Source organism: Brevundimonas sp. GN22 (assembly GCF_054824005.1).
In genome coordinates, this window is the sequence record NZ_JSYD01000108.1 from 1 (window position 1) to 13055 (window position 13055).

The 13055-nt window shown below is 63.0% G+C and carries 17 protein-coding genes and 1 pseudogene; 6 read left to right on the top strand and 12 right to left on the bottom strand.

Going from position 1 to position 13055, the window contains the following annotated elements:
* From OB03_RS12960 to ruvC, 7 genes and pseudogenes are all read right to left on the bottom strand, one after another.
* Nucleotides 1–549: pseudogene (locus OB03_RS12960) on the bottom strand (hypothetical protein); the annotation flags it as partial.
* Nucleotides 550–555: 6 nt separating this feature from the next.
* Entirely contained in the window at nt 556–1008 is a 453-nt protein-coding gene (locus OB03_RS12965; protein WP_242915140.1) for an ExbD/TolR family protein, read from the bottom strand.
* A 9-nt stretch (nt 1009–1017) separates the two neighbouring features.
* Complete coding sequence (gene tolQ / locus OB03_RS12970; protein WP_461344427.1) at nt 1018–1764, bottom strand: protein TolQ; 747 nt, start codon at nt 1762–1764, stop codon at nt 1018–1020.
* A gap of 163 nt (nt 1765–1927) precedes the next feature.
* A complete protein-coding gene (ybgC, locus tag OB03_RS12975) occupies nt 1928–2386 on the bottom strand; it encodes a tol-pal system-associated acyl-CoA thioesterase (RefSeq protein ID WP_461344428.1) in 459 nt (152 codons plus the stop codon).
* A gap of 341 nt (nt 2387–2727) precedes the next feature.
* Nucleotides 2728–3759: a Holliday junction branch migration DNA helicase RuvB gene (ruvB, locus tag OB03_RS12980; protein ID WP_461344429.1), complete on the bottom strand. Its 1032-nt coding sequence runs from the start codon at nt 3757–3759 to the stop codon at nt 2728–2730.
* Nucleotides 3756–4373 carry a Holliday junction branch migration protein RuvA gene (gene ruvA / locus OB03_RS12985; RefSeq protein WP_242915003.1) on the bottom strand — a complete coding sequence of 206 codons (618 nt, stop codon included), beginning with the start codon at nt 4371–4373 and terminating at the stop codon, nt 3756–3758. Before ruvA ends, ruvB begins: the two co-directional genes overlap by 4 nt.
* Nucleotides 4370–4888: a crossover junction endodeoxyribonuclease RuvC gene (gene ruvC / locus OB03_RS12990; RefSeq protein ID WP_461344430.1), complete on the bottom strand. Its 519-nt coding sequence runs from the start codon at nt 4886–4888 to the stop codon at nt 4370–4372. Before ruvC ends, ruvA begins: the two co-directional genes overlap by 4 nt.
* A 166-nt stretch (nt 4889–5054) precedes the next feature.
* On the opposite strand from ruvC, the gene OB03_RS12995 reads away from it, so the two are divergent.
* Nucleotides 5055–6278 carry an MFS transporter gene (locus tag OB03_RS12995; RefSeq protein ID WP_461344431.1) on the top strand — a complete coding sequence of 408 codons (1224 nt, stop codon included), beginning with the start codon at nt 5055–5057 and terminating at the stop codon, nt 6276–6278.
* Nucleotides 6275–6421 carry a hypothetical protein gene (locus tag OB03_RS13000; protein ID WP_242914998.1) on the top strand — a complete coding sequence of 49 codons (147 nt, stop codon included), beginning with the start codon at nt 6275–6277 and terminating at the stop codon, nt 6419–6421. The genes OB03_RS12995 and OB03_RS13000 overlap by 4 nt, the downstream gene beginning before the upstream one ends.
* A gap of 15 nt (nt 6422–6436) precedes the next feature.
* Here the strand turns inward: OB03_RS13000 and OB03_RS13005 are convergent, their stop codons facing one another.
* Together OB03_RS13005 and OB03_RS13010 are read right to left on the bottom strand one after the other, a co-directional pair.
* Nucleotides 6437–7129: an MgtC/SapB family protein gene (locus tag OB03_RS13005; protein WP_242914996.1), complete on the bottom strand. Its 693-nt coding sequence runs from the start codon at nt 7127–7129 to the stop codon at nt 6437–6439.
* A 178-nt stretch (nt 7130–7307) separates the two neighbouring features.
* Nucleotides 7308–8081: a YebC/PmpR family DNA-binding transcriptional regulator gene (locus OB03_RS13010; RefSeq protein WP_242914995.1), complete on the bottom strand. Its 774-nt coding sequence runs from the start codon at nt 8079–8081 to the stop codon at nt 7308–7310.
* 127 nt (nt 8082–8208) lie between these two features.
* Between OB03_RS13010 and OB03_RS13015 the strand changes: the two genes are divergently transcribed.
* Nucleotides 8209–8415, top strand: coding sequence for a hypothetical protein (locus OB03_RS13015; RefSeq protein WP_242914993.1), 207 nt, complete (start codon nt 8209–8211; stop codon nt 8413–8415).
* A gap of 47 nt (nt 8416–8462) precedes the next feature.
* On the opposite strand, the gene OB03_RS13020 is transcribed toward OB03_RS13015, so the two are convergent.
* Complete coding sequence (locus OB03_RS13020; protein WP_461344432.1) at nt 8463–8894, bottom strand: acyl-CoA thioesterase; 432 nt, start codon at nt 8892–8894, stop codon at nt 8463–8465.
* 84 nt (nt 8895–8978) lie between these two features.
* On the opposite strand from OB03_RS13020, the gene OB03_RS13025 reads away from it, so the two are divergent.
* Nucleotides 8979–10109, top strand: a complete 1131-nt coding sequence (locus OB03_RS13025; protein ID WP_461344433.1) for a zinc-dependent alcohol dehydrogenase family protein — start codon at nt 8979–8981, stop codon at nt 10107–10109.
* On the opposite strand, the gene OB03_RS13030 is transcribed toward OB03_RS13025, so the two are convergent.
* Both OB03_RS13030 and OB03_RS13035 read right to left on the bottom strand, forming a co-directional pair.
* Nucleotides 10106–10951 carry a ribokinase gene (locus OB03_RS13030; protein ID WP_461344434.1) on the bottom strand — a complete coding sequence of 282 codons (846 nt, stop codon included), beginning with the start codon at nt 10949–10951 and terminating at the stop codon, nt 10106–10108. The genes OB03_RS13025 and OB03_RS13030 overlap by 4 nt on opposite strands.
* Nucleotides 10948–11892, bottom strand: coding sequence for a nucleoside hydrolase (locus OB03_RS13035; protein WP_242914985.1), 945 nt, complete (start codon nt 11890–11892; stop codon nt 10948–10950). The genes OB03_RS13030 and OB03_RS13035 overlap by 4 nt, the downstream gene beginning before the upstream one ends.
* A gap of 438 nt (nt 11893–12330) precedes the next feature.
* On the opposite strand from OB03_RS13035, the gene OB03_RS13040 reads away from it, so the two are divergent.
* A complete protein-coding gene (locus OB03_RS13040) occupies nt 12331–12573 on the top strand; it encodes a hypothetical protein (protein ID WP_242914983.1) in 243 nt (80 codons plus the stop codon).
* A gap of 42 nt (nt 12574–12615) precedes the next feature.
* The coding region (locus OB03_RS13045) for a DsbA family oxidoreductase (RefSeq protein ID WP_461344435.1) at nt 12616–13055 on the top strand (440 nt) is incomplete at its 3' end.

A 13055-nucleotide genomic window follows, 5' to 3' on the forward strand; every position in this document is an offset into this window, starting at 1 on the left:
AAGGTCCAGACCGGGAGCCTCGCGCTGGGCGGGCGGACGAACAGGCGTGCTGTCACGCGGCGGCGTGGGGTTGGTGCGCGGCGGTGTCGGATTAGGACGCGGTGGCGTGGGATTAGGGCGCGGAGGCGTAGGCGTCGGCGTCGGGCGCGGCGGCGTTGGTTCCGGCTTCTTGGGCGGCGTCTGGGTCGGCGTAGGACGCGGAGGAGTCGGCGTAGGGCGCGGCGGCGTAGGCGTAGGACGCGGAGGGGTCGGCGTCGGGCGCGGAGGCGTGGGCGTCGGCGGCGTCGGCTCGGGCGGAGACGGCGTCGGTTCCGGCGCTTGCGGCAGGTCCTGCGGCGAAGTCGCGCCGTCTTCGGGGCTCGGCTCGGGCTGCGGATTATCGGCAGCCGCAGCCTCGATCACCACGTCCGAGACGATGGAGACCGGAACCGAGTTGACCAGCGGTTTGGGGGCCTCGGCCTTGCGGTTCGACAGCGTCAGCAGGCTGAGCCCGATCACGCCGACGTGCAGTGCAACCGATCCGATAAGGGCGGGGGATGGCTTGCGCATCCGGCCTTACGCTCCTGCCGCCTCGGCGGTGTCGGTGATCAGGTTCAGCTTGGTGAAGCCCGTCGCCGACAGGCGCGCCATCACGCGAGCCACGGCCTGATAGGGCGCACGACCGTCGGCGCGGATGAAGATTTGCTTCTCGCGTGCGTTCTCGCCTGCTTCCTCGCCGACACGCGCCGGAAGCTGCTCCCAGGTGACTTCGGCTTCGCCCACATAGATGGAGCCGTCATCCTTGATGGAGACCGACACAGGCTTTTCATTCACCTCGACGGCGCTAGCCTCGGTCTTGGGAAGTTCGACCGGCACACCGACGGTGATCAGCGGGGCCGACACCATGAAGATAATCAGCAGAACCAGCATCACGTCCACCAGTGGCGTGACGTTGATCTCGCTCAGCGGGCGTTTGCGGGCGCGGCGGCGGCCACGACCGCCTCCTCCGCCCGATCCTCCTGCAGCCATACCCATGGCTTAGCTGCCCCGACGGATGTTCAGGTCCGACGACGGCGGCGGCGGAGGCGGAGTTGCCGGACCGGCCAGACGACGCGCCAGAGCGGCAGCCAGATCGTCAGCAAACGATTCCAGACGGCCCGTAAACTTGCCCGCCGTCACCGAGAAGGCGTTGAATGCCATATAGGCCGGAATAGCCGCAGCCAGACCGATAGCCGTGGCGAACAACGCCTCGGCAATGGCCGGAGCCACGGTCGTCAAGTTGGTATTGCCAGCGGCAGCAATGCGATCGAACGCATTCATGATGCCCCAGACGGTACCGAACAGGCCGATGAACGGCGACGCCGTTGCGACCACCGACAGAACGCCCAGACCGTTTTCGGTCTTCTGGCTTTCGCGGGCGATCACCGAATCCATCGCACGATCAATGCGGTTAAGCAGGGCCTGCCCTTGGGCATCGGTCAGCGGACCACGCTGGCGGGCCTCTTTCCAGTCCTGCAGGGTGATCTGCAGCATGCGCGGCAGAGGATCGGCCGGATGCGGGCCTGCTGCAGCGGCGGCCTCTTCCAGTGAGCGCGTCTCGATCAGTTGTTCGAACTCATTGGCGCGCTTGAACATGGCGCTGAAGCGGAAGGCCTTGTCGAGGATCACCGCCCACGACCAGAGCGAGGCAATCGCCAGCCCGATCATGATCACCTTCACCACCCAGTCGGCGGACATGAAGAGTTCGATGGGGTTCAACAGCGAGGCGTCGACAGGGGGAGCCATTCAATGATCCTTGGTCGCTTCCGGAAATCCTGTACCTTTGAGAGACGCAACAGATGGCGAATTCAAGGCAATATCGGCGATCTAGCCAACCATAACGCACACGTCACCCCATAAGGCTCTGACATAAGCGTTATCGACTTATTTCTTAACGGAATTTAACGGTTTAGGCCGCATCGGACGGTCCCGAGAGCCACGGCTCGACCTTTTGCATCAAAAGCTTGCTTGGGCGACGCGGGCGACCGTCCATGTGGATACAGGCGGCGACCACATCGGCCTTGGCCAACACCTCGCCGTCGCGCTCGATCGTCTGTTTGATCAGCATGCGAACGCCCTTCACGACCTCATAACGGGTGCGCACGATCAGGGCATCGTCGATCTTGGCGGGGCGGACGTATTTGATGTTCAGCTCGCTGACGACAAAGGCCAACGGATCATCGCTTTCCAGCAGGTCGGTATGGCCAATCCCCGCCGCCCGCAGGAAGTCCGAACGGCCCCGCTCGAAATAGCGCACATAGTTGGCGTGATAGACCACGCCCGTAAAATCGGTGTCCTCGTAATAGACACGCACAGGCAGCAGGTGATCCTTAGCCTCAAAACGGCCAGCGGTGGGGAGATCGGTCATATAAATCTTCGACATTCCTCAATACACGCTTATCTTCCCGTCGGGCCTAAGTTTGGAAATTTCTTAGCCACAGAGGACAGGATCGGCAGAATGAGTCGCTTCAAATGGACCATAATCGGCGACTGTTCTGGCCAAGAATTCTTTCGGCAAGAAATAGTTGCAGGCCCAAAAGAGGTAACCGAGCTTCTTAAGCGTTTGGTATCAACGCACCTCACCCCAGCAGAAGTGCTCTTTTCTTCGCATGAAGTTCATAGTGAGCTCGGTAGGTTTTGGATAATACAAGCTGGCCACTGTTACCTAGCAATCCCCTCGCGCCAGATAGCTGGTAGAGCAACCTAGTTTCACTTTCCGAACATATCCGGCGTAGCGCTAGGCGTAGGCGACGGAGCCGACAGCCCCAGATGCTCATAGGCGCGCGCGCAGGCCATGCGGCCGCGGGGGGTGCGCATGATGAAGCCTTGCTGGAGCAGATAGGGCTCGATCACGTCCTCGACGGCGTCGCGGGCTTCGGCGATGGCGGCGGCAAGGGTGTCCATGCCGACGGGACCGCCGCCATAGTTTTCGATCAGGGCTTTCAGGAAGCGGCGGTCATTGCTGTCCAGACCCGCTTCATCGACTTCCAGACGGGCCAGCGACTGCGCGGCCACCAGACGGTTGATGAGGGGAGCGCCCGCCGCATCAGCGAAGTCGCGCACGCGGCGCAGCAGACGGCCCGCGATACGCGGCGTCCCGCGAGAGCGCGAGGCGATCTCGAACGCGCCCTCGGCATCGATTTCCGCGCCCATTTTGCGGGCCGTGCCGCGTACCACCATCGTGAGTTCTTCGGGGCTGTAGAACTCCAGCCGCAGCGGAATACCGAAACGGTCGCGAAGCGGCGTGGCTAGCAGGCCCGCACGGGTCGTCGCCCCCACCAGCGTGAACGGGGCCAGATCGATCCGCACCGAACGCGCCGACGGGCCCTCGCCGATGATCAGGTCCAGCACATGGTCTTCCATCGCCGGATAGAGGACTTCCTCGACCTGCGGGGACATGCGGTGGATTTCGTCGATGAACAGCACATCGCGCGGTTCGAGATTGGTCAGGATGGCTGCGAGGTCGCCCGGCTTGCCCAGAATGGGACCGGAGGTGGCGCGGAACCCCACGCCCAGCTCACGCGCCACGATCTGTGCCAGCGTCGTCTTGCCCAACCCCGGAGGCCCAAACAGCAGGACGTGGTCCATCGCTTCCTGACGCTTTTTCGCGGCCTCGATGAAGATCGACAGATTGTCCTTGGCCTTGGGCTGGCCGACGAACTCCGACAGGGTCTGCGGGCGAAGGGCGCGGTCGAACGCCTCGCCCGCCATGGCCTCGCCGCTCAGGATACGCTCGCTCATTTACCCAGTTCCTGAAGCGCGGCGCGGATGATGGCCGACAGACCCGCTTCCTCGCCCTTGGCTTCCAACGCGACCTCGACGGCGCGGCGGGCGTTGAGCTCGGCGATGCCCAGACCCAGCAGGGCCGCGACAGCCTCGCCGGTGATCGACGGCACAGGGGCGGCTGCCACTTCCGAGTGAACGCCCCCAGCGGTCGGGGTGAAGGTGGTGTCGCCCAGCGGCTTGCCCTTCAGCTCGGTCACGATGCGCAGCGCCAGCTTCGGCCCCACGCCATTGGCGCGCGCCACAGCAGCCTTGTCTTCACGCGCAACGGCATTGGCGAGTTCCGACGGTGGCAGCACATCCAGCACCGCCAGCGCCGCCTTCGGACCTACGCCCTGAATGGCCAGCAGAGTCGTAAAGGCCTTGCGCTCGTCACGACTGAAGAAGCCATACAGACGTGGGCCTTGGTCTTCGGACCACTGAGAATGGATATAGACGGTCGCCTCGGCATTGGGAGCCAGACGCGACAGGGTGCGCGAGCCGCAGGTTGCCACATAGCCCACACCACCGCAGTCGATGATGCAGTGGTCCAGATCGACCTCGGCTACGATACCTTTCAGACGACCAATCACGCGGCACCTTTGACTAGAGATTCAAGCAGCGCATGCTTGCGAAGCTGTGCGTGGGTAATGGCGACCGCCAAGGCGTCGGCGGCGTCGGCCTTGGCACCCTTTGAGGTCGGCAGCAGGCGCGCGACCATATAGGCAATCTGCGACTTGTCGGCGTGCCCGGCACCGACCACCACCTTTTTGATCAGGTTGGCGGGGTATTCCCCGACCGACAGACCATAGGTGGCCGCACCCAGAATCACGGCACCGCGCGCCTGTCCCAGTTTAAGGGTCGAGGCGGGATTAACGTTGACGAACACTTCTTCGACCGCCGCTTCATCGACCTGATAGTCATGGCAGACAGCGTGGATGCCGTTCATCAGCGCCAGCAACCGCTCCGAGAACGGCAGGGTATCGTCAGGGGCGATTACGCCATGCGCGATCCAGCGCAAACGCGAGCCTTCGGCTGCGATCACACCCCAGCCGGTCTTGCGTAGGCCGGGGTCGATCCCGACGATTCTGATGGTTTCGTTCGTCATCTGTTCACGTCATGCCCCAAAGATAGTTAGCAGACAATGACCAGAGGGGGCTTTTCCCCACGGCGTAGGCCGTCACCTTCGCCAACCCGAGATTGCGGAACGCGTGGATGGGTGTAGTGAGTTCAACGTTTCAGTATCGCGACAGACGGTCGCAGAAGGGTGTCGCATGACCACCTCCCCCGCTCCGGCATTGTCGCGGCAAGCCTGGATCATGATCGCCGCCAGCGCGGCCATCGTGACGCTGGCCATGGGGGTACGGCAGTCGTTCGGTCTTTATCTGAGCCCCATGGTCATGGATCTGGGTATTAGTCGCCAGACCTTCGGCTTTGTTCTGGCCCTACAGAACCTGTTGTTTGGCGCGGTCCAGCCTTGCGTCGGGGCCTATGCAGACAAACACGGTGCCGGGCGTGTGCTGCTGATCGGAACGGCCATGTACGCCGCAGGCATGGTGGTCACCGCCTATGCGACGAATGCTCTGGGTATCGGCATAGGCTTTGGTGCACTGGTCGGCATGGCTATGTCGGGCGTGACCTTTGTAGTCACCATGGGGGCCGTCGGCAAAATCGTGCCGCCGCATAAACGCACCCTTGCTTTTGGCATCATCACGGCGGGCGGATCGCTGGGCCAGTTCTTCGTTGTGCCACTGGCACAGGCGCTGATTGACGGCATCGGCTGGCAGAACAGCCTGACCGCGCTGGCGATCATGCTGCTGCTGATTGCACCGCTGGCGTTCGGGCTGATGACCCGGCGCGGTGCCCATGTTGCGCCTCGCCCCGAAGGCCTTCCGCTCGGGGCCGCGTTGAAACAAGCGTGCGCGGACCGCAGTTGGTGGCTGCTGTTCGGCGGCTATTTCGTCTGTGGTTTCCACGTGGCCTTCGTGGGTATCCACTTCCCCGCCTACATTACCGATCAGGGACTGCCCGCGACCGTCGGTGCGACGGGTCTGGCATTGATCGGGCTGTTCAACATTGCCGGCTCGTGGCTGTGGGGCGCATGGGGCGGCAAATACTCCAAGAAGCATCTACTGGCCGTGCTCTACAGCCTGCGCGGCGTCGCCATCATCGTCTTCCTTCTGGCCCCGCTGACGTCGGTGAGCGCGCTGGTGTTCGCAGCCAGCTTCGGCTTCCTGTGGCTAGGGACCGTGCCTTTGACCAACGGGCTGGTGGCGCAAATCTATGGTCTGCGGAACCTGTCGGCGCTGACGGGTCTGGTCTTTTTCGGACACCAGATCGGGGCGTTTCTGGGGGCCTGGACCGGCGGCCTGATCTTTGATGCGACCGGCTCGTACCAACTGGTGTGGTATATCTCCATCGCGCTGGCCTTTACGGCCGGCCTCGCCAACCTGCCTATCCGCCAGACCCCGCCAACCGCCCTTCCCGCACGCGCATGACCACCGAACCGCAAAAGCCCGAACGGTTGATCCCCGCCTTGCTGGGCGGGACGGCGATCCTGCTGGCGCTGGCAGGTATCGCCCTTTGGCAGCGGCAAGGTCTGGGCATCTGGGTCGAGCGCGCCATTTCCTTTTGCACGTGAAGGCCGGATCGAAACCTAGTCGTCGTGGGGCGATATCTCGTAGCAGGTGACCCCCGCCTCCGAGGCCAGGGCTGCGGAAATCTGATCCAGCTTCTGGCGGTTATTGATGCGGAAACGCCAACAACGCACCTCTTGCGTGCCGTCTGCTGACAGCCCCGTCTTGCCGGATCGCAACCCGCCCTTGGGGACCGCCAGAATGCTCTGGACCCTTTGCGCAGTATCCTGATCTCCGCGTTTCCAGTGGACGCGGATTTCGGCGGTGACACGGCTGGGCACCATCCCGCTGATGAGCTTGAGGCCGACAAGGATAACGCCTGTCACCACCGTTCCGGTCGTCGCCAGCCCGAACAGGCCCGCGCCGTACAACAGGCCGATAGCCGACGTCATCCAGAGCGAGGCGGCCGTGGTCAGGCCGTGGATGGAAAAGCCCTGACGCACAATGACACCGGCGCACAAAAAGCCGATGCCGGTCAGAACCCCGTGCGCCATACGCGTCGGATCGGTCATGATATTGCGACGGGGCAGGTCGTCAAAGGCCCAGTGCGTCTGGTGCAGGGCGGCCAGCATCAGCAAGCACGCCGAGAGGCTCACCAGAATATGGGTTCTAAACCCTGCGGGCCGCCCCCGCCATTCGCGCTCCAGCCCGATCAGGCCGCCCGCAAAAATCGAACCGAGCAGTGGCCAGATGATCTCGTTCCAAGGCAACATTAGGTGACGTTCTCCCGTGGCAGCACCCAGGCGTAACAAGACAACCTATAGCGCTATATGGATTGAGAACGTCTGTACGCTGACCTTGAGTTCCTTAAGCCTGTCACCGCGCGCATTCGGGCATAAGAAAAGGGCGTCGCCCTAAAGCGCCGCCCTTTTCCCAGCCCCAACTCGAAAGTTAGCCCGCGTACTTGGCCGCGTCTTCTTCCGAGATGTCTTCGTTTGAATACACTTGCTGGACATCGTCCTCGGCGTCCAGTGCGTCGAGCAGCTTAAACAGCGTTCCGACGGCTTCACCGGTCAGTTCGACTTCCGACTGTGGCTTCCAGACAATAGCGGTCGACTTCGGATCGCCCAGAACCTTGGACATGGCTTCGGCCACGTCGTTCAGGTCTTCGAAGGCGGTCCAGATGGTGTGACCCGGTGCGTCTTCGTAGATATCCGGCTTCACCAGATCGCTTTCGACGTCCATGGCACCCGCTTCGATAGCGGCTTCCATCACCGCATCTTCGGTACCGGCTTCGGCAGGATAGGTGATCTTGCCGACGCGATCCCACATAAAGGTCACCGAGCCGGATTCACCCAGCGCGCCGCCGTTCTTGGCAAAGGCCGAACGAACGTTCGAGCCAGCGCGGTTGCGGTTGTCGGTCAGGACGTCGACGACGATCTGGACACCGCCGGGGCCACGGCCCTCGTAGCGGATTTCTTCCATCGCATCGACTTCGCCGCCCGAAGCTTTTTTGATGGCGCGTTCGATGTTTTCCTTCGGCATCGACTCGGCCTTGGCGTTGTTCACTGCCAGACGGAGGCGCGGGTTCATTGCCGGATCGGGCATGCCCGACTTGGCTGCAACCGTGATTTCACGCGACAAACGCGAGAAAAGCTTGGAGCGCAGCTTATCGGCGCGTCCCTTGCGGTGCATGATATTTTTGAATTTTGAGTGGCCGGCCATGGTGTCGCTCGCCAAATGTCGAATATGCTAAGGCGCGCCCTTTACCGGATGCGGCTTTCTCTGTCACCACAAGGAACCGCCTCGAACTCACTTTGGTTTTGAGCGCACAACAGTTTGGAGGACGATCATGGTCGCAGTTGACGACACCTATCTGGACGACGCCTACGATGAAGGCCTGCGCGATCCGAATGCTACCGAGATCGTCGAGCGTTATGCCCGCCGTCCGGTGACGGTATCGACGGCCGCTGCAACCGGTTCGGTTGTCGGTGCTTTCGCGCTGGGTGCACTGACGGCAGTGGGCATCATGGCCCTGCTGCGCAACGCCCGCGACTAGGACACTTCCGGAGCGCTGGACCGTGGCTGTCCACGGTCCAGCGATCCCTAGGCCAGCGTCTGCAAGAACACTTTCAGAGGCGCGGCCATCGCTTGTGGACGTCGGTCGTCGCGACCGACCATGACATGGACGAAGAAGCCTTCGGCCAAGGCCTCGCTCTCGTCATTTCTGAACAATCCCACTTCATAGCGCACGCTGCTGTTGCCCAGATGGCCAACGCGCACGCCCGCGTGGATCGCATCCGGATAGTGGGCCGAGGCGTGATAGCGACAGCCGGATTCGACCACGACACCGATCTGTGCCGAGGCGTTGACGTCCAACAGCCCCCGCTCGATCAGCAACTGGTTCACCGCCGTGTCGATAAAGCCGTAATAGGCGACATTGTTGATGTGGCCGTACACGTCATTGTCCGCCCACCGCGTCGTCAGGGTAACAAACTGGCGATAGTCGTCGCGGGTGGCAGGCTTTTCGCGTGACATAACCCCGATCTCCCTCTTGGCGGTCCCCGATAGTCGGCCTAGCGTGGCTTAGAGCTGTCGCTTTGACCATGGGGGAATTTCATCATGCCAGTTATCGCCCGCGCCGCCGTGCTGGACCGTATGGATCACGCCACCCCCTATGCGGACAGCCAGCCGCTGAAGATCCGCAACGTCACGCTGGATGATCCGAAGGCTGGCGAGGTGCTGGTGCGGATACGGGCCGCGGGGCTTTGTCACTCGGACCTGTCGGTCATCAACGGAGATCGCCCGCGCCCCATGCCCATGGCGCTCGGCCACGAGGCGGCTGGTGTAGTGGAGGCGCTGGGTCCCGATGTGAGCGATCTGGAAGTCGGCGACCATGTGGTTATGGTGTTCATGCCGTCTTGCGGGCATTGCACGCCGTGTGCGGAGGGCCGTCCTGCCCTTTGTGAACCCGGAGCCGTTTCAAACGGCGAGGGGCGGCTGCTCTCGGGTCGGCGGGCCTTCATCTGCGAAGACGGCGAGGTCTTGAACCATCACCTTGGCTGCTCGGCCTTCGCAACCCATGCCGTCGTATCGCGCCGCTCGCTGGTCAAGATCGATAAGGAACTGCCGTTCGAGCACGCCGCCCTGTTCGGGTGCGCTGTCCTGACGGGCGTGGGGGCGGTGGTGAACACGGCCCAGATCAAGGCCGGACAGTCAGCCGTTGTAATCGGGCTGGGCGGCGTGGGCCTAGCCGCCGTTCTGGGCGCGCTGGCTTCCGGTGCCAGTCCGGTGGTGGCGGTTGATCTCAACCCCGACAAACTGGCGCTGGCACAGAGCTTTGGCGTTCACACCGTGAATGCCAGCGATGCCGATGCTGTCGAACAGGTCCGAGCCCTGACGAACGGCGGTGCAGACTTCGCGTTTGAAATGGCCGGATCGGCGCGGGCGCTGGATGCGGCCTGGCGCATGACGCGGCGTGGCGGGACCACTGTCACCGCCGGCCTGCCGCCCCCGCACGCCACACTGGATGTGAATATCGTGTCTCTGGTCGCCGAGGAGCGCACGCTCAAGGGCTCCTATATCGGAGCCTGCGTGCCCAGCCGCGACATTCCCCGCTACATCCGGTTGTTCAGGGACGGGCGGTTGCCGGTGGATCGACTGCTGACAGGAACACTCACGCTGGATCAGATCAATCCGGCGTTCGATGCGCTGGCAGACGGTATGGCCGTCCGCCAGGTCATCAAACTTTAGGCGTCCAGCAAGGCCTCGACCTCTTCGCGCGAGGCCAGCGACGACTGGGCACCTGCACGGGTGCAGGCGACAGCGCCTGCAGCACAGGCAAAGTCCAGCGCGTCTTGCGGTGCCATACCTTCCAGCAGCGCTACGGTAATCGCGCCGACAAAGGCATCACCCGCGCCCACCGCGTCCACAGCCTTGACCTGAGGTGGTGTGGACCACGCCATCTCGACGCCGCGCTGGTACATGGCGGCACCGCGCGCGCCCTTGGTAATGACCACGCGGCCACCACCGTGGTGCAGGGCGTCACCATAGAAGGCGGCTTCATTCTCGTTGACGACGATCAGGTCGGCGCGGCGCAGCAGCGCATCCGACACCGGAGCCGCAGGCGCAAGGTTGGCGCAGACAAACTCGGTCGCACGCCCCACAGCCGCCTCTACCGTGTCGATCGGCAGTTCAAGCTGCACGATCAGAGGCGTTTCGATACGGGCCGGAAGATGTTCCGGAAAGACGTTGTGGTTGGCTCCGGCGGCGACCGTGATATGGTTCTCGCCATTGGCATCAACCGATATCAAGGCCACGCCGGTCGGCTCGTCCTGATCGGTGACCACGCCGTTCAGGTCCACGCCGTGCGCGTCCAGCAAGGCCGTGGCGGGCAGTGCCATTTCGTCATCGCCCACGCGACCGATCATGCACACCTCGGCCCCCAGCTTGCGGGCGGCCAATGCCTGATTGGCACCCTTGCCACCCGGATGGCGGGCCAGGGTCGCGCCCGTCACCGTCTCGCCAGCTTTGGGTAAAGCGGCGCAGGTGGCGACATAATCAAGGTTTATCGAACCGACGACGGTGATCCTCATTTCGCCCCTCCGGCGCGGGCCAGGGTCTGGCCGATCAGGTAAAAGACCTCGCGGTCACGTACGCCCTTGCCCCACAGGTGACGGGCATCTTCGCGCTTCACGCGGAACTCGACGGCGGTGTGGCCACGCGTCAGGTCGCTGTCGCACTCCACGCGGATATCAGCCGGCACGACGTCGAAAAGTTCAGGAGCCATCACATAGGCGACCGTGCACGGGTCGTGCAGCGGTGCCGAATGCCAGCCGACGATCTCGCGCTCGATACGTTGGGAGAAGCGAAGCATGCTGGCCACGGTACGCGCAGGCGCGTTGTCGATAGCCTCGATGGCTACGATGCGATCTTCACTGACGCGAACCTGATGGGTGGCGTCCAGCCCCAGCATCACAACCTTGGCGGGGCTGCTGAGGACTTCGTGCGCGGCGTCCGGGTCCGCCCAGATGTTGAACTCGGCGCTGGCGGTGATGTTGCCGCCTTCGGCGCGGGCTCCGCCCATGGCGACCACTTCTTTCAGGTGTGTCGCCAGAGCGGGCTCCTTGCGCAGAGCCAGAGCCAGATTGGTCATGGGCCCCATGGTGATCAGCGTCACCGCGCCTGCGGGTCTGTCCATTACCAGCCGTATCAGAGCATCGACGGCATGTTCGTCCTCGACACCTTTAGCGGTTTCGAAAGGCACCATGTCGCCGAGGCCTTCCTCGCCGTGGAACTCTCCGGCACCGGCAGGGTCGCGGCGCAGCGGGCGGTCCGCACCGGCGAAAACCGGCACGTCCTCGCGTCCGGCGATCTGTCGCAGGATGCAGGCGTTACGGGCTGTCGCGGAGGCAGGCACATTGCCGCCCACTGTCGTCACAGCCAGCAGTTCGAACTGCTCCGCTGCAAAGGCCATCTGTAGTCCGGTGGCGTCATCCACCCCCGGGTCGCAGTCAATGATAAGGGTCGTCTTCACTCCCTTTCACTGACCCGTCGCCGCCGCCAACGCAACCCGTAGTCATCAGGCTTTTTGAGACCCGTGATGTGCCGCTGGCAAAAACTCGCATTTCCATATGCCATCGCAAGGAACCTTCCTTTGCGGTGTCAGTTCTGATGAGTGAACCGCACGGGTTTTCCCCACCCCCCAATCCGTCCGGTTCCGGCGGCCCGGTCAACACGCCCCCCGACTGAGAAACCGGGCCGCCCCCCATTTCCTCTCTTTCACGTCGATTGCGAGACCCGGTGAACTCGGTTACGCAAACTGTAACGGGCGGATTTTGGATACCGCACGGGGTGAGGATCTTCGATGAAATTAGCAATCAGCGTCATGGCTGTTGGCGCGGTCGTGCTTTGCGGCTGTGCGACAGCAGAGGCACCAACCTAGGTCGCCGATCTGGGCAAGCGCTACAATCCCGTGAAAGCGGACATGCCGCCCGGCCAGCGCGAATATCTGTCGGGACTGCGGTGCGCCGACGGCAAAGCCCCCGCGTTCAACCGTCAAGGCAGCGTGGGCATAGCTCATGACGGCCACGTTGTCGACGCCTATGCGGTGACATGCGCCAGCGGGAAAAGCGTCGTGATCCACATGGACATGTACCACGCGGGCTATCGGGAAAACCGTCCGGTAGAAGGCTTTACGCTCGTCTCGGGCGATTAATGACGGCAGGGGTTGCAGACGAAGGTCAAGCCTCCATATGGAATGCAACACCATCTGTTCCAGAAGGCATGCGCCATGGCCGAGACTGCACCCCTGAAGATCGATTTCGTTTCCGACGTGATGTGCCCGTGGTGCGTCATCGGTCTGAGCGGACTAAACAAGGCGCTTGAAGAACTGAAGCCTGAGGGCATTCAGGCCAATGTCACCTGCCAGCCGTTCGAGCTGAACCCCGAGATGGCGCCAGAAGGCGAGAACATCGTCGAGCACATCGGTCGCAAATATGGCTCCACGCCCGAGCAGTCCGCCGCCAACCGCGAGATGATCCGCCAGCGCGCCGAGGCCGTCGGCTTTGACATGCGCATGACCGAAAACTCGCGCATCTGGAACACTTTCGACGCCCACCGCCTGCTGCACTGGGCTCACGAGGTCGCGCCCGAGCGTCAGGAAGCCCTGAAAAAGCAACTTTTCTCGGCCCACTTTAC